Annotated in this window: 13 protein-coding genes; all 13 read right to left on the bottom strand. The window is 39.9% G+C overall.

The genetic code is table 11. From position 1 onward, the window contains the following. Positions 1-12 precede the first annotated feature (12 nt). Complete coding sequence (locus tag QZZ41_RS06240; RefSeq protein ID WP_074713947.1) at positions 13-1,005, bottom strand: NAD(P)H-dependent glycerol-3-phosphate dehydrogenase; 993 nt, start codon at positions 1,003-1,005, stop codon at positions 13-15. A gap of 28 nt (positions 1,006-1,033) precedes the next feature. Beyond that, positions 1,034-1,708 (bottom strand): glycerol-3-phosphate 1-O-acyltransferase PlsY, encoded by a 675-nt coding sequence (gene plsY / locus QZZ41_RS06235; protein ID WP_295069553.1) that lies wholly within the window; start codon positions 1,706-1,708, stop codon positions 1,034-1,036. Continuing rightward, the gene (gene der, locus QZZ41_RS06230) at positions 1,708-3,036 is read right to left on the bottom strand and encodes a ribosome biogenesis GTPase Der (RefSeq protein ID WP_295069551.1); all 1,329 of its coding nucleotides are present in this window, start codon (positions 3,034-3,036) and stop codon (positions 1,708-1,710) included. Before der ends, plsY begins: the two co-directional genes overlap by 1 nt. 44 nt (positions 3,037-3,080) lie before the next feature. Beyond that, positions 3,081-4,382, bottom strand: coding sequence for a DUF512 domain-containing protein (locus QZZ41_RS06225; protein WP_295069549.1), 1,302 nt, complete (start codon positions 4,380-4,382; stop codon positions 3,081-3,083). A 74-nt stretch (positions 4,383-4,456) separates the two neighbouring features. Further along, a complete protein-coding gene (gene rpmF, locus QZZ41_RS06220; RefSeq protein ID WP_019678749.1) occupies positions 4,457-4,642 on the bottom strand; it encodes a 50S ribosomal protein L32 in 186 nt (61 codons plus the stop codon). Between the two features lie 34 nt (positions 4,643-4,676). After that, entirely contained in the window at positions 4,677-5,126 is a 450-nt protein-coding gene (locus tag QZZ41_RS06215) for a DUF177 domain-containing protein (RefSeq protein WP_295069548.1), read from the bottom strand. 94 nt (positions 5,127-5,220) lie between these two features. Beyond that, positions 5,221-5,628 (bottom strand): hypothetical protein, encoded by a 408-nt coding sequence (locus tag QZZ41_RS06210; RefSeq protein ID WP_295069546.1) that lies wholly within the window; start codon positions 5,626-5,628, stop codon positions 5,221-5,223. 70 nt (positions 5,629-5,698) lie between these two features. After that, positions 5,699-7,033 (bottom strand): glucose-6-phosphate isomerase, encoded by a 1,335-nt coding sequence (locus QZZ41_RS06205; RefSeq protein ID WP_074713953.1) that lies wholly within the window; start codon positions 7,031-7,033, stop codon positions 5,699-5,701. Between the two features lie 135 nt (positions 7,034-7,168). Next, positions 7,169-8,305, bottom strand: a complete 1,137-nt coding sequence (locus QZZ41_RS06200) for a D-alanyl-D-alanine carboxypeptidase family protein (protein WP_295069544.1) — start codon at positions 8,303-8,305, stop codon at positions 7,169-7,171. A gap of 76 nt (positions 8,306-8,381) precedes the next feature. Beyond that, positions 8,382-9,350 (bottom strand): D-alanyl-D-alanine carboxypeptidase family protein, encoded by a 969-nt coding sequence (locus tag QZZ41_RS06195; RefSeq protein WP_295069542.1) that lies wholly within the window; start codon positions 9,348-9,350, stop codon positions 8,382-8,384. Positions 9,351-9,396: 46 nt separating this feature from the next. Then, entirely contained in the window at positions 9,397-10,476 is a 1,080-nt protein-coding gene (locus tag QZZ41_RS06190; RefSeq protein ID WP_295069540.1) for a D-alanyl-D-alanine carboxypeptidase family protein, read from the bottom strand. Positions 10,477-10,661: 185 nt separating this feature from the next. Next, a complete protein-coding gene (gene addA, locus QZZ41_RS06185; RefSeq protein ID WP_295069538.1) occupies positions 10,662-14,291 on the bottom strand; it encodes a helicase-exonuclease AddAB subunit AddA in 3,630 nt (1,209 codons plus the stop codon). A 2-nt stretch (positions 14,292-14,293) separates the two neighbouring features. After that, complete coding sequence (locus QZZ41_RS06180) at positions 14,294-17,629, bottom strand: PD-(D/E)XK nuclease family protein (protein WP_295069536.1); 3,336 nt, start codon at positions 17,627-17,629, stop codon at positions 14,294-14,296. Positions 17,630-17,682: the final 53 nt, after the last annotated feature.

Here is a 17,682-nt window from a genome sequence, read left to right as displayed (position 1 = left end):
TGGTAGTATAACTTATATTTCTTCATATATCTGTGGTCTGTTCATAAGAGCACCAAGTGCAAGTCTGACATCTCCGCCGTTGAAAAGCACTTCATTTAGCTGCTCTGTTATAGGCATTTCTACATTCAAACGTCTTGCAAGCTCATATGCAGCCTTACAGCAGAAATATCCTTCAACTGTACCAACACGCTCAACTGCTTCCTCAGGAGAAACGCCCTGACCGATAAGTATACCTGCGCGTCTGTTTCGACTGTGCATACTTGTACAGGTAACAATAAGATCGCCAATACCGGTTAGTCCGCTGAAGGTAGTAACATCTGCTCCGCAGGCTTTTCCAAGACGGGCAATCTCATGTATACCACGAGTCATAAGTGCAGCCTTTGTATTATCACCATAGCCCAGACCATCACAAATACCCACACAAAGAGCAATTATATTTTTCAGCGCACCGCCTATCTCACAGCCCTTAACATCATCGTTAAGGTATATTCTCATAAAATTATTACCGAACTCACGCTGTACATATTCGGCTGCCTCATGATTTGCAGACGCTGCAACAATAGTTGTAGGCACACATCTTGCAACTTCCTCTGCATGAGACGGACCTGAGAGAACGACCATTTTATCTGTATGTATTTCCTCGCAGATGACCTCGCTGAGAGTTTTCAGACTTCCTTCTTCAAGTCCTTTTCCGGTGTTTACGATGACCATATTGTCATCAACATACGGAGCTGCTTCCTTAGCGACATCACGTACAAATGATGACGGGATACCGAAAACCAGTATATCGCAGCCCTTAACGCAAGAGATATCGCTTGTCATGGCTATACTCTCAGAAACAGGAACCCCCGGAAGCTTCTGAACGTGTTCTCCGTGTGAACGGATATCGTCTATCTCAGACTGAAATTTTGACCATACCGTAACATTATGTCTGCCGCAATGCTCAGCCATTATTGCAAGACTGAGTCCAAATCCGCCCGAACCAAGTATAACTATATTTGCCATAGCATTTCACTCCTTTCGGCTGAAAGCCTCAGTTAATATTTATTTTGTTGAATGAAAATTTATTCTCATTTCCGTCAATAAGGCGTTGGATATTTGATCTGTGCATCCATATTACCATCGCTGCCATAGGCAAAGACAACAGCATATAGATAAAGCTTCTTCCAAATGTATATCCGTCTATAAGCCACGACATAAGCAGAGTTGCAATAGGACAGTATGTTGTTGAAATAATAGAAGCAAGGGATACATATTTTGAAAGTGCAAGAATAACTGCAAATATCGCAATAAGTGCAAGAAAAACTTTATAATCTACAGCAAGGAACGAGGCAGCACCGACAAGTACTCCTTTTCCGCCCTTAAATCCGTAGTATATCGGGAAAACATGGCCTATTATAGCAAAAAAGCCTGCTATATATCCAATATAATGTGTATCATTTCCCGGCATCATGCCAGCATGGAGCAAATGACATACTCCTCTTGAAAGAGCTACTGCTATTATACCTTTAGCAAGATCACCGATAAGCGTCATAAGAGCACAGCTCTTTCCTGCACATCTTAATGTATTGGTAAGACCTGCATTTTTGCTGCCCATATCACGGATATCTCTTCCTGTCATCATTCTAACGACAATGATCGAGAAATTGATACTGCCCAGAAAATATCCTAAACCGGCAGCTGTTAAAATTGATAAAAATAACTTCATTATTTATCATTTCCTCCCCTCTCACGTACAATAAATCTTACGGGAGTGCCTTCGAGTCCGAATGTTGAACGTATCTGATTTTCGATATATCTTCTGTACGAAAAATGGAACAGATCAGCACGATTTACAAACGTTACGAAAGTCGGAGGCTTCGTGGAAGGCTGAGTCATGTAGTATATTTTCAGCCTTCTTCCCTTATCCGATGGCGGCTGGACTCTTGTTGTTGCATAAGCAAGTACATCATTGAGCATACCTGTTGATATTCTCATACTGTTCTGTTCATAGACATACTTGATAAGCTCATAGAGTTTATTTATACGCTGTCCTGTTTTAGCAGAAATGAATACAAATGGAACATAAGACATAAAGCTGAAATCATTTTCAAGCTTTGTTCTGTACTCCTGCATGGTCTTGTCATTTTTTTCTACAAGATCCCATTTATTCACAGCAACAACACATGCCTTACCCTGCTCATGTGCATATCCTGCAACTTTGGAGTCCTGCTCTGTAAATCCCTCAGCAGCATCAAGCATAATAACACATACGTCTGCCCTGTCAACAGCCATATAAGCTCTGAGAACACTGTAATGCTCTACTTTTTCAGTTACTTTCGATTTTTTTCGTATGCCTGCTGTATCGATAAATACGAATTTACCGTATTCATTTTCGATAACTGTATCCGTTGAATCACGGGTAGTTCCTGCTATATCCGAAACAATAACACGTTCTTCACCTGCGATCTTGTTGATAAGTGAAGATTTTCCTGCATTAGGCTTTCCGATAACAGCGACCTTGATATGATCCTCGTCATATTCTGTTTCTTCGCTGTCAGGAAGGCTTTCATACACCTTATCAAGCATATCACCAGTACCATGACCATGAACAGATGAAATAGGATACGGATCACCAAGTCCAAGATTATAAAACTCGTAAAGCTCCATAGGCGGATCTCCAAGGCTGTCCACCTTGTTAACCGCAAGAACAATGGGCTTTCCGCTTTTCAGAAGCATCTGAGCTACAGCATAGTCATCAGCAGTTACACCGCATTTTATATCCGTTACAAAAACAATAACATCTGCTTTTTCAATAGCAAGTTCAGACTGTCTTCTCATCTGGGCAAGGATAACATCATTGCTGTCAGGCTCTATACCGCCTGTGTCAACTACCATGAATTCCTTTCCTCGCCATTCACATTTAGAATAAATTCGATCACGTGTAACACCGGGGGTATCCTCAACTATTGAAAGTCTCTGTCCGATAAGCTTGTTAAATAGCGTTGATTTACCAACATTAGGTCGTCCAACAACTGCAACTATCGGTAATGACATATTTCTACATCCCCTTTCATATCTTAAAGTGTGATAATTCACAACTAATATTCAATTCCCATTATTGCGTCAAGCAACTCATAGCCGTCACTTGGCGTAGTACGTATTTTTACATTAAGTGCTTTCTCAACATCACCTATTGTAAGATTGTCAAGAAAAACATCTGAATCTCGTCTCACCATAGCCTGAGACAAGAGAAGATTAGCTCCAAGATCCTTTCCGCTCAGCTGAGCGATAAGATCCTGTGCGGTTATAAGACCTGTAACTGTGATAGTATCACCAAAAAAGTCATTTCGGATACGATAAACATCACATTTCAGCATTGGAAAACTTTCCTCAGCCATTTTGGCAAGCATATTTATAGTACCAAAAGCGGAATAGCCTGTAGCAATGGAAACATGGCGTTCGCCGCCTTCCCACTCGGCTATTTCAAGAGCTTTTTCAAACTCGTCTATCAAAGAACGGAGCATTCCGACTCCGTTTTCATACTGCGAGAAATCTTCGTACGCTTCCATAGGAGGAAGCTCTCTCTCAGCTATCAGATAAAACTCATCTGACGGGAAAACAGTTCTTGTACCGAATTTTTTGAGGAATATCTGTTGAAATTCTTCAATTATGTCGATAGTTTCTCCTGCGCCTTTTTTATCAAATCCAACAAGAGGATATAATCCCTGACGGAATTTTGTAACTCCTACAGGAACAACAGCCATACTTGTTATATTGGGCATAAGAGTACCAAGATCTGTTAATGAACGTCTGAGCTCGTCACCGTCATTAAGTCCCGGACAGCACACGATCTGACAATTGAGCTTAATACCGTTTTCAGCAAGCTGCCAGATGAATTTGAGCTTTTCACCTGCAAAACGATTATGCATCATTTTAACACGTAATTCAGGGTTTGTTGTATGGACTGAAACATTGATATTGAGCTTCATTTCGATAATTCTGTCAATATCTTCCTGCTTCATATTGGTAAGAGTAACATAATTGCCCTGCAAAAAAGACAATCTTGCATCATCGTCTTTAAAATATAGAGTTTCTCTCATTCCAGGCGGCATCTGATCAATAAAACAGAACACGCATTTATTACTGCATGACTGTTTCTTATCCATCAGGAAAGTTTCAAACTCAAGTCCAAGATCGTCATATTCGTCCTTATTTATATGTATTGTCAAAGGGACATCGTCCCTTACAATTTCAAGGGTAATATCAGTATCCGCAGCATAGTACATATAATCAAGAACATCTTTAATGTCATGACCATTTATTCTGACGAGTGTGTCGCCGCTTTGAATTCCGTGTTTGTCACACGGAGAACCATGCATAACGCTGTTGATCTTAACCATAAAATTACTCCATACACTTAAAAAGGAGAGAAGGATCTCTCCTCCTCTCCTTCTCTTTTATCGGATCAAGCCGATTATTCAGCGTCGATCTTAAGGACCTCAACGCCCTTATAGAATCCGCAATTTTTGCAAACCTTATGCGGAGCCTTATATGCGCCGCAGTTATCACACTTTGACATTGCGGGTGCTTCAAGCTTCCAAACAGCACTACGTCTCTTATCACGTCTTGCCTTGGAAGTTTTTCTCTTCGGTACAGCCATTCTGGCACCTCCTTAAAGAGCTTCACAGCTCAGATTAATTAAGATGATCACACTGACCCTCGTTAAGATCACAGCCGCAAACCATACAAAGACCTTTACAATCATCTTTGCAAAGATTTTTAGTAGGAAGACTGAGAAGCATATCAGTCAGTGCAATTTCATTCAATTCAATGCTCTCACCATCTGCAACTATATAATCATCATTATCATCATTGCTAATGAAAGGAACAACAATATGGTCGAAGCTTAGATCATAATCTCTTGAAAATTCCTTTAAGCATCTGTCGCAAGTATGGAGAAGCTCAAAAGCCGCAGAATAGTTTAAATATACTACTCCTGCCCTGTTATGGAATTTTCCACTCAGACTAACAGGTGATTTAAAAACATAGCCCTTGATATCACCAAATTCATCTGCGGAGATCTCATAAGAAAACTCCTTTGACTCTCCGACAATATTGAATATCTGCTTTAAATTGATCTTCATACAACTATCCTTCAGAGCACCATAAAATATATTATACACCAAACGTCAAAATATGTCAATAGTTCAGTGTAAAAATTTCACTTTTTTTAATGACTTACTTAATGAACTGCTTAACGCTCTCAGGAAGCTCAGAAGCATCAGCTGAAACTGTGAAAACGATAGTAGCTTCTTCACCTGTAAGCTTGTCAAGCTTCTCAAAAAGTGTACCGAGAACATCATAGTCACGGCCAACGATCTTGAGGATACCGTCAACGAAAACGTCCTTTATATCATAGTTGCCTGCGAGCATACCTGCAACGAAGCCGTAGAATGCATCAGCACCTTCGATAGCAAAGCTCTCAGTATCGCACCATCTTACTCTGAAGCTGATAGAACGTCTGATATTGTCACCTTTTTCGATGCAAACAAGATTTCCGTTTGTTGACTTTACAGCCTCATTGATATTATCGATGAGTATCTTTGTTTTACCTGTGCCTTTTTTTCCTGTAATAAGTTTAATCATAATTTACTCCTTCCGTGCCTCACGGCATTTGTGACGTATTTAGTTCTGCATTATGAGCTAAACAGACTTATCAGCCGAGCTTAGCTTCAAGAGCAGCCTTAGCTCCCTCATATCCCGGCTTGCCGAGAAGAGCGAACATATTTGATTTATAACTCTCAACACCCGGCTGATTGAACGGATTTACACCAAGTACATAGCCCGAAATTGCGCAAGCCTTCTCGAAGAAGTAGATCATATAGCCGACGCTTTCTTCTGTAGTGTCGTCAAGTTCAAGAATAATATTAGGAACTCCGCCCTCTGTATGAGCGAGAACAGTACCCTCAAATGCTTTTCTGTTAACAACAGACATATTCTGATTTGTAAGGAAGTTAAGACCATCAAGGTTCTCAGCATCAGGCTCGAGGAAGAGATCTGTCTTTGGCTTCTTTATATCAACAACAGTCTCGAAAAGAATTCTTGCACCGTCCTGGATATACTGTCCCATAGAGTGAAGATCAGTTGAAAATACAGCAGCTGAAGGGAATATACCCTTGTTGTCCTTGCCTTCACTCTCGCCGAAGAGCTGCTTGTACCACTCAGACATCATAACGAAGCTTGGATCGTAAGAAACGAGCATTTCTACAGACTTGCCCTTTCTGTAAAGGATGTTTCTGAGTGCAGCGTATTTATAGCAGTCATTATTATCAAAATCAGCGCAGAAATCAGCCTGTGCTTTAGCAGCTCCCTTCATAAGAGCGTCAATGTCACAGCCTGCAACTGCGATAGGAAGAAGGCCAACAGCTGTAAGAACAGAGAAACGTCCTCCAACATCATCAGGAATAACGAATGTCTCGTAGCCTTCTGCATCAGAAAGGTTCTTGAGAGTTCCTCTTGCCTTGTCAGTTGTAGCAAAGATACGATTCTTTGCCTCTTCCTTACCATATTTATCCTCAACCATTTTCTTGAAGATACGGAATGCAAGTGCAGGCTCTGTAGTTGTACCTGACTTAGATATAACATTTACAGAGAAGTCCTTGCCTTCGCAAAGAGCGATGATCTCGTTAAGATAAGCAGGATTGATACTGTTTCCGACATAATAAATGTCAGGTGTATCCTTCTTCATATTATTATAAAGAGGTGATTTAAGAAGCTCGATAGCAGCTCTTGCACCAAGGTAAGAACCACCGATACCAATAACGATAAGAATATCGGAATTAGCCTTGATTCTCTCAGCAGCTGCCTTTATACGAGAAAATTCTTCCTTATCATAAGCAGTAGGAAGATCCACCCAGCCTAAGAAGTCATTGCCAAGACCTGTTTTGCTCTGGAGAGACTGTGCAGCAGCCTCAACCTGTGCCTTGATTCCTGCGAGTTCGTCAGCATTGACGAAATCCTTCAAGTATTTGGTGTTGAGTTTTAATGACATTAAAATTTACCTCCAATATGTATGGAAAACCATACAAATATAATTTACCATCTTTATGATACTATATTTTTGATTATTTTTCAAGTACCTTTACATAACATTTCCAACATTTGTACAATCCCGACAAATTCAGAGTTATTTTTCTATCATTTTAAGCAATGTTTGCTTCAAAACGTAATTCAAGGTAAGCGCACGAACACTGCTTTTTATCATGATATCAGTCTCAAAAACAAGAGTATCACCATTATAGAATGCAACAACACCTACAGGCTGACCTTCATATACGGGAGCAGTGATATATTCAGGAATAACGACTTTTGTTCTTACCTCTTTATCACCTTTGGGCACAGCGGCTTTCCCCTGCTCTTTTATACCGATCTCTACAGCTGAGCACTCACCATTTTTAACTTTTAAAGGCACGAGCATTTCTTCAGGGAACTCCGTAGAGACAACTTTATAGCTTGAAAATGCTCTTTTCAGTAGCTCTCGTCCTTTTTTAAAGGATATATCTTCATTTTCCGCACCTAAAACAACAGAAATAAAAGTGTTGCCACCTGAGTTTATACCGCCCTCAGCTAAAAAATAGCGATCTTCGGAAGAATGACAAGCTTTAAAGCCGATATGCGGCTCATAGTTTCTTGTAAGATCATTCTCACTTACAAGCTCGACCTGTTCATTCTTTATAAAATCGCGCCATGTTTTGAAGTATGGCTGCAAAAAAACATATTTAGAAAGCCTTGAACATATAAGTGCCATATCATACGCAGTTGTGTATTCGCGTTCATCAGCATATCCGTAAGGAGAAACAAAATAAGAGTCACGAAGTCCAATATCAAAAGCTTCTCCATTCATATCCATAACGAATGTATCCACATCACCCGAAACAGCTTCTGCAAGAACAGTCATAGCATCATTAGCGTTGCCGATTATAACAGCCTTTAGAAGTTCATCGACTGATATTTTATCTCCGCTTTGAAGCCATATCACCGAGCCCTTTGTTCCGCTTACTTTATCAGAAGCAGTAATCTCATCATCAATAGCTAACTCACCGCTTTCAATATGCTTTGCAACAACGAGAATACTCATTAACTTTGTAAGATAGCCTGCATTAATTCTTACATTTTCGTTTTTAGCCTCAAGAATTGTTCCTGTTTCTGCTTCCATGAGGACGTAAGCCTCTATTTCATTATCTATATTCTTATCTGCGCTGATACAGGTCATTGAAACAATGATACAGATCAAAAGCAGTATTGATCTGAAGCATATCCGCATAAATATCACCTCAGATAATACTATGCAGGTAAACAGTATAAAATGAAAAGGAGCAGTAAAAACTGCTCCTCTATCTTCAATTTTTCTGCATTATAATAACAGAGTTTCTGTTATCACCTGACAGCTCATAATTGCCTGATATAGGCACTCTTGTTTCAAGTCTGTCGTCATCACCCGAAACGCTGTATATCTGATATGCTTCATTATTGAATGTAAAAGAATATGGTTCTTCAAAAGTATACTGCTCAAGATAATCCAGATACTCTTCAAGGCACATCTTCTTATTAGCCATTATGGCTGCATGGACCTCGCCTACATATCTGAGATGCCATGGACAATACTCATTTCCGGTCTTATCCTTCTTTCCCTCAGGATATCTAACTACAAAACCGTACTTCCAACAATTCTCAACGATCCAGCCTTCAGCATCGCAGCCGTCATATGTGAGCATATTTCCGTACGCATTTAAAGCAAGATCAACACAGTATCCTGCCTTAGACTCGCTAAATTTCTGTGGACAGAATGAATTTTCACCGGTAAATGTATCAGTTGTTCCGTAAACGATAAAGTCTGCTAATCCTGTTTCATTGGCATAGCTTTCCATCATACGATTAAGAGCATCTGCGGCATTTTCATTAAGAGATACCTTTCCTTCAACAATAGAATAATACTCATTTTTCTCTTCCGCAAGATCGACCATTTGTCCCTGGTCACTTGCTCTTGCAGGCGATTTATCAGTATAGATAGAAAGGATACCTTTAGATATCTCATCTTTTGAAAGCTCAAACTCAGAGTATCCCAAGTATTTTATACCTTCAAAAGCTGTTGTTGCCTCATCTGATGTTCCGTATGAGAGACTGCTGCCTGTTGAAGTCTCAACATTCTCCGCCGAATTACGAAAATCTCCATGAACTTTTATATTATATGGCTGCTGACTATCAAAACTTCTTCTCAAAGCATCAGCTCCGAACAGTGTACCGACTGTTATTCCCATTGCAAGAAAAACACGACCCACTCTGAGCCTGCATTTCTTAGTCTCACTCATTGTTCATATCCTCCAAGCTTGTTGTTCTACACTTAAAAGCCGCCTACTATATCTGCTTTTTATTTTCAGGCGGCGTATATGCTTTACCGCCTGTGCAGTAAACGCTGTACGCGCTTAACGTATTATATACATTATTCCAATTTGTTTTGCCTCCGCAGAGCACGAGTATATATGTCTTTTCGTTTATCTCTGCAAAAGTTGCCATGCAGTTTCCTGCTTCATCTGTAAATCCTGTTTTTCCGCCGATAATCTTTACCCCGGGCATTTCATCGCCGTACATTCTGCTGAAAAGTGTACTTTCAAATGTTAATCCCTCAGGATTTTGTTTCGTAGACGGAACTTTATATTCAACTGCTGAGAGGACCTCACGACAGACGGGATTTTGTATTGCGTATTCAAGCATGAGCGCAATATTCTCGGCTGTACTGTAATTATTTTTATCATGAAGTCCGACAACATTTGTAAAATTCGTATATTTTAAGCCTATTTCCCTACATTTGTCATTCATAAGTCTGACAAACGCCTTCTCACTCCCTGCAACATATTCAGCTGCCGCAAGTGAGGCATCTGCTCCCGAGCATAATATTATACCATACAAAACATCCTTTAGTGTAGGCGTTTCATCAGGTTCAAATCCTGCCCTCGAAGCGTCCAGAGCAATATAAGGTGCTACCATATCATATGTAATCGGTACAGTAGCCGAAAGATCATCTATATTTTCGACAGCAACGATAAGCGTCATTATTTTTGTAAGTGACGCAGGATACAGTTTAATTTGTTCATTTCTGTAAGCGATAACCTCTCTGTCGTCAACATTTATCAGAATAGCATTCTTAGCGTCATAATCTTTTGTGAACTCCTTAGACTTGTCCGTCTTTTCAGGAAATATAACAAAAGGCACCGCCATTTTTCCTGCCTGTTCTGTAGTAGATTCGGAAACTTCAGACAATTTGCCTGTACTTACAACAAAGCTGTCCGATACAGCACTATCAGGAACAGTACGCCTGTTATGCTTTATCAGATATTTTGCAGCAGTTATTCCGCCAAATATAAGAACTAAAAGGAAAAACGCTGTGCCTGCTTTTAACAATTTAGCATTGCGCCATTGCTTCCTTCTTTTGTTCATTCTACACCTCAATTTATATCTCTGTATCTTCCATTATAATACAATCTTCATATATTGTCAACAAAATTTGCAAAATCTACATATTGCACAAATTTACACATCTCAAATAATGCAAAACATAAAAAAACAGATTTGGTTTATAACTGTAAAAGTCCCTGTAATTTGAAATATACAGGGACTTCTTATTAAATCTCTACAGCAATATATTTTTTCAGTTCAAACGAATACAAAAACGCTTCCTTGACCTTCTTGCCTGTTGTAAGCTCAATTGCTGCTTTATATAGTTTAAGCTGCATAAAATACCTATCTTTCAGTTTTTCAAGAGACACTCCCCTGTCTGATTTATAATCAACTATGACTATACCGTCATTTTCTTCAAACATAAGGTCTATAATTCCCTTGATCATGCCGTCTGAACGTTTGAGTTTCTCAAGAGTTTCATTCTCAACATCAAGCTGTGAAACAGCCACCATAAACTTCTTTTCTCTGACATATGCCAGCGATGAACATATGCGTTCATAAAGTGAACTTTCAAAGAAAGCTTTAACGTTTTCAAGATTTATCGACTCGGCTTCTGCTAAAGATATATATCCTTTGTTCATTACATTCTCTATCTCAGACTTTGTATCTTTGATTGCATTTTCAAAATCGCAGTACTGAAAGAACGTATGTATAGCTGTACCGCGTTCAGCTCCGCTGAGTCTTGAACCGTTTGATTTGAATTTAGGTCTTTTCAGTTTAAAATCGAATAATTCTTTACTGTTTTTAAGCTTTTTGGTTATTTCTGTAACGCTTAGCTTTGCAGGAGTTTCCGAAAGCGTCTTATCATATTCGTATGAAATTATATTTTTCATATGTGATATGATACTCTCGTCCGCAGCTTGTTCTTTATCTTCATCAGCCTGCTCCGCATCTGCTGCATCTATACTGTCCACAAATTCATATTCAAAAAGGTTATTATCATCATTGTTGCTTTTGTTCGCAGCTGCTTCAAGCTCTAAATGCTCTGAAATTTCCGCAAAAGACTTTTCACGTATTATACTTGCCCATAACCAATCTGAGAAACTCTTTGCCTCGCTAACACTGTCAGTTATGTCTCCATTATGCAACACACAACTTTCAATAATCGAATTAACTCTTTTCAATGCCTTTTCGCCGCATTTTAAGTTTATAAAAAGCTGCCGCTTTGCTCTTGTAAGGGCAACATAAAGCAATCGCATTTCTTCACTTCTTGTGTCTCTTTCCTCTTCAGCGGAAAGCATTACCTGCTGAAAGGTCTTATATTTTCTGTAAAGACTCGGATCATAAAGTACATAGCCTATGCGTCCGTCGGGGCTGCACATTACTGTTTTTGAGTCAAATTGAAAGTTCACTGACGTTTCCGCAATAAAAACAAATGGAAATTCCAATCCTTTTGACCTGTGCATAGTAAGTACTGAAACATAGTCACCTGAGGAAGCTGCGACCTTTCCCTGTGCGTAGTCTCCGTTTTCCATTACTCTGTCAAGATGTCTCAGGAAACCGTTAAGACCGCCTGACCCGTCAAATGCAGCTGTAGCTTCATAATTCTGAGCATACTGTATAAGTGCGCGCAAATTAGCTCTTTTCTTCTCACCGTCACTGTAAAGCTGCATTACTGAGATAAAGTCTGTAGAGTCATAAATCTCGCCTATAAGCTCTCCTATGGTCATGGTAACAGAATCCAGTCGGAATGCTTCAATAGACTCCAGAAATTCCCTGCATCTCTCGCAAAGGAACATATCATCACATTCGCTGTACTCTCCACCAACTATCCCCTGAATTATAGAAAACAAGGCTCTCTTTTTATCATAAGACCTTATAACTGCTATATCTTCAATACTGAACATATACATAGGCGAAGTCATTACAGCAGCAAGAGGTATATCCTGTATCGGATTGCTGATAACTCTTAAAAGATCAATAAGCACTGCTATCTCTCGCGCTTTGAGATAGCCTGTTTCTTCACTTCCTTTTGCAGGAACGCCTATTTTGTTCAGTTCTTCCGCATATGTGTTTATGTGCTTGTTATTCCTTACAAGTATGCAGAAATCAGATGGGCAGCATGGACGTTTTGAACCGTCTTTATCTGTAACTGTAACGCCTGCTCCGATCATGTCAGATATTTTTTTGGCTGTATACAGTACTTCCATGTTAAGCTTTTCAGCTTCTTCATCTTCAACAGCATCATCTTTTATAAATGCAAAATGAGTAATCCTTTGTGATGCATCATCGTCCGCATACTGCCCGGCACCGAAATATAGCTTTTCATCATCTGTATAGTCTATATCTCCGCACTTTTCAGACATTATCTGCTCAAATACAAAATTTACAAAATCTATTACCTGAGGAGAACTTCTGAAATTCTTATTCAAGATAATAGCCTGATTTTTACATTTACTTTCAGGAGAATATGGCTCTGAACTGTGCAATGTATTGATAAAATTACGAGGATTGGCAAGTCTGAAACGATAAATAGACTGCTTTACATCTCCCACAAGAAATACATTGCTTCCGTAAAGCGGCTCACCATTTTCGTCTGTTCGGAAATCCTTTGAGATAAGTTTAAAGATAAGATCTTGCTTATTATTGGAGTCCTGATACTCATCTATCATTATTATATCATAATAATCAGCTATCCTATCAGCAACTTCACTTCTGACAATATTACCGCTGTCATCCGACTCGGTAAGCAGCTCCAATGCTAAACGTTCACCGTCATCGAATGAAAGACCATTCTTTTCGCATTTCTTTTCCCAGATAAACTCCTGATATTTTTTTAGCATTTCCGCAAGAATTACAGTTACTTCACCGCACTCTCTGTAATCGCTCTCAACTGACAAAACACTGTTTATTACCTTTGCCGCAGTCTTTTTTATAAGATCGCGCCTTTTTTTGTATATCTCGCGCAAAGCTTTATCATGAGGCGTTTTTCCAACTCTTACAAGATCAGAAAAATCCTGCGCTTTTGCAGCTTCACTTTCATCGGGAAGTCTGTTGGTTCTGAAAATTGCAAGAAGATCTGATATCCTGTCATAGTCCTCTTCCGCCAAAGCATATGATTTCGCTGCGGCAGCCGATGACATATCGGGGAATATCCTGTTTATTAGTCCGATATTATCATCAGCTGTTTTAAGAGCTTTTTCAAGCTCTGATATCATAGCTGTCATAAGGCTCTTGAAATAAAACGAGTCATTTATATCACCTTTATACATCTCAACCGCTTTATCAAGCCATTTATCCCTGAAAGGAACAGATGAAAGGAAATTGTCAGCTCTTTCTATTACTTCAATAAGTCTTTTCTCGTCCTTAATACAAAATCTGTCATACATGAACGATATCTTTTCATACTCGTTTTCACTATAGTAGTTTATAAGCTCGTCCATAGCCCGTGCTCTGAGCACCTTGTTGTCGCTGTCGTCAAGAACCGCAAAACCCGAAGTTACTCCTGTATCACACATATTGTCACGTATAAGGTCAAAACAGAAGGAGTTAATAGTAGATATCCTCGCGCTTTGAAGAAGTATCTGCTGTTTCAGCAAATGTTTATCATCAGGACGTTCGTTTATAAACTCTCTGAGCTTTATATCAAGACGCTTTTTTAGTTCGGAAGCCGCATCATTGGTAAATGTTACAACGATCATTCTGTCTGCTCTCACACCCGAATTGCTGTCTGCAATGAGCTTTATGAGCCTTTCTGTAAGAACTGCTGTTTTGCCGCTTCCTGCCGCAGCTGATACAATAAGTGACGTGTCTCTTGCATCAATAGCATTCTGCTGCTGTTGTGTCCAGCTCATGTTCACTTCTCCTTTCCGCTGAATTTTTTACCAAGTATCTCTTCTGCTTCCGCAATTTCAGATGCATCAGGAAGTTTTTTTCGTTCAAATTCGGAATTATCGCATATATTTACATACTCACAGTATGTGCATGGGATCTTACCGTCGATAACGAGCGGTTCTGCTTCTGCGTTTCCGTCAAGAAGCGACTCAGCCATGCTGATAAGCTTTGAATACGTATAATTTCTAAGCAGTGTCATTCCCTCAGACGATACACATGACGAATTCTTATCTGGAACTCCATTTTTATCGAGCTTTACAGGTATAAACTCTCCGCCAACATCTTTTTCCATAGCTTCAAGTATGTCCATATCTCCGAGAACAAGTCCGCTTATTTTCAGTGATGACTTTACCGCACTGCTGTTCCTTGATGAAACTTTATGCGGCTCAAGGTGTACATCAGCTATCCTTACAGGAGAATAAAGCACACCTGCAGGCTCATAGCCCTCGTATAGACCGCCTTTATCGGTAGAAGCAAACAGATAAAGCAGCATCTGCATATTTATTCCGCAGGCGAGTGTTTCGGCAGTTATCTCCTTGCGGCTGCTCTTATAGTCTATTATCCTCAGATAATCCTCACCGTTTATATTGCACACATCTGCTCTGTCAACTATTCCGCCGAAGCTCAGCTCCTTTTTATCACCAAACGGCAGAACAACCGAGTGGCTTTCGCGCAGATCAAGCTCAAAATCATGGGGCACAAAATCCGAAGCCATAAGTGACTGCTGAGTATACAGGAATACATCTGACATTCGCTCAGTAAGCTTGTTGAATATCAGTTCAAATTTCGCATCTTTACCAAAATCACCTGCAAGGGTTTCGTTCTTATACTTTTCAGCGCACCTATTCACTTCATTTTGCACATCATCATACGACATATTTACAAAGTCAGACTTTGTACGTGACGCAAGTATACCGTAGAAGCACTCATGTGTAAGTTCACCTGCTATCCTTGCGTCAAGACTGATCTTTTCATTCAGCCTTAATCTGAGGCATTTATCGCAGAAATACTTGAAATGGCAAAGATTATATTCCTCAAGACCTGTTGAAGAAAGCCTGAATGGCTCAAAATCCTGTATTTTCTCCATAATATTCCTGTCTATCTTGTAATTCTGAGAATGATCGCCTCTGCTGAGAACATAATTAAGTCTTCTTCGGTACTCAGGATCACTCATTAACAGACTTCTTATGGACGAAACTGAAGCATCTGCGGTATTTCGCTCCTGCATATAGTGATAAAAGGCTGAATGAAGAGTTACAGCATAAAAATCAACAGGTATTTCCTCATCTTTTTTTCTTATGCTTTTATCACCGAACATTCCTATTATCCTATCTACTATCGGTGCAGGATACTTAGCCTGTCCGGCAAGATCAGAAAGCGGATAGGTTATAAAAAGTTTATCCGAAGCCGCTGATATAGCCTTATATACTACAAGCCGCTCAGACGCGATAAGCTCCGAAAGAGGTGTGGAAAGCTCTATCCCGTGTTCAGCAAGCTTTGATTTATCCGCTTCTGAAAACAGACCATGCAGACTGATCTGATTTGGGAAATCACCGTCATTAGCCCCCATTATAAAAACTATTTTCGGTGAATCAAGTCGTGCCATTCTCGCAGAAGCGGCTGTGACAGCATCAAGAGTCTGCGGCGGAACTGAATACTTTATCCTGCCTATCATTGATCTTATGATCCTGTTTACTTCTGAAAAGCTAATTTCATGTTCTCCGAGAGTATCATTGATACAGTCAAGTATATCTATCAGGCAACCCCATAATCTTTTCAGCTCTGCCGCTTCATAGTCCTTATCCTGATCTATAAGCTCACCCATAAGACGGGCAGTATTCTTCTCCGCACCACATTCAACAAGATGATCGTACAGATGCACACATATCTTATCCGCAGTTTTATCACGTTTCAGACGTTTTTTCAGCTTTATGACAGGCTCGATAACACGCACTCTTATTCCTTCGAGGAGTTCAAGCTCGTTATCCTGCGCAGTAAACGGCTCAGCCCACATATCTCCGTCAACGTCCCACTTATAGCAATAGTTTTCAAGCAGCGACGTTTCTGTAAGCGATACATCAAGAAGTCCGCTTTTAAGAAGCCTGAATATCTGTTCAGACCTGAATTTACGGCTTACAAGTATATCAAGCAGCGTAAGGAAAAACACCATAACAGCTGTATGATCCACGGCTTTTTCAAGGCTGAGGAAGTACGGGATATCATATCTCTTGAATGCAGCTTTCAGTACATCTGCATAGCTTGCGATATCATTTGAGATTATAGCTATATCACGGTATCTCAGAGAATGATCTTCATACAACAGATGTTTAACGGCAGCACAGACATACTCCGCTTCACTGTACATATCTCTTGCCTCAAATATATGGATATTCTCAGCTTTAGGAGCTTTATCGGGTTCATTTTTTAAATTTCTCAGTCCACGGCTGCTGACGTATTCAAGATCGGGAGTTTTAAACCTGTGGTATTCATTGCACTGTATGATCGTACATTCTTTGCCAAGTTCGCGGCATATTCCCGAAAGCTTTCTGTACGTATCATTAACAGTTTCAAAGAGAGTGTATTCGCCTGCATTGACATCATCTGTTCTCAATGTGATAATAACATTTTCCGATGAAGAGATCATTACTCTCAGCATCTCATACTGATCGGCAGTAAAGCTCTCGAACTCATCAAGGAATACAGTCTTTCCGCAAAAGTATCTGTTCAGATTTGCAACATTTGCGGCTTCGCGGATATTGTCAAGTTCGTCCTTAAAACCGTATTCCTCCATTAACCGCTGATATTCAATGTATATGGCAGCAACATCATTCGTCTTGTCCATAAGCCTTCTGTCAAGGAGCTGTGAACGCTGTACAAGCTCCTCGGGAGTTACTCCTGCACGTTTCATATCACGTATAAGAGTAGTTATCTCTTCCGCAAAGCCACTCTGCATACTCTGTCTGCGGAAACTGCTGAGAGACTCAGGACGCGACAAAGCTGATGAAACAGCCTGATACACCAGTATCATCTTAGCCATTTCATCAGCAAATTCACCTTTTCTGTCAGGATCACCGTAGATCTGAAAAAGCTGTCTCGCAAGACCTGTAAAGCTCAGTGAAAACAATTCATTGAAATTTTCAGCTCCGAGGTAGAAATAAAGTTTCTTATCAAAATCCTGAGAATACTGTTCGGGAACTAATATACATAATTTATCGGCAGCAGAACATTTTTCTTCTATTCGACCGAACATCTTCGTCGTTTTTCCGCTGCCTGACGGACCGATAATAAATTCTACCATAATTTCTCCTGTTATACAAAATATGCATACCGCAAAACACGGTATGCATATTG

Source organism: Ruminococcus sp. (genome assembly GCF_016283395.1).
This window is presented reverse-complemented; position numbering and strand designations above follow the sequence as displayed.